At 48.1% G+C, this 316-nt stretch carries 1 pseudogene; it reads right to left on the reverse strand.

From position 1 onward, the window contains the following. Positions 1 to 316: pseudogene (locus tag C173_RS35140) on the reverse strand (DUF6385 domain-containing protein); the annotation flags it as partial.

Raw genomic sequence — 316 nt, forward strand, 5'->3', positions numbered from 1 at the left:
AAGCACGCTAGTAATCGTACCAGCGAGGATGTTCGTTACTGTACCAGCAGATGATAGAGTACCAGCAGTGATAGTCGCTCCAAGCACGCTAGTAATTGTACCAGCGAGAATGTTGGTTACTGTACCAGCAGATGATAGAGTACCGGCAGTGATAGTCGCGCCAAGCACGCTAGTAATCGTACCATCTAAGAGGTTGGTCACTGTACCAGCGGATGTTAAAGTACCAGCAGTGATAGTTGCACCAAGCACGCTAGTAATCGTACCAGCGAGGATGTTCGTTACTGTACCAGCAGATGATAGAGTACCAGCAGTGATA

The sequence above is a fragment of the Paenibacillus sp. FSL R7-277 genome (assembly GCF_000517965.1).
GTDB lineage: Bacteria > Bacillota > Bacilli > Paenibacillales > Paenibacillaceae > Paenibacillus_AQ > Paenibacillus_AQ silagei.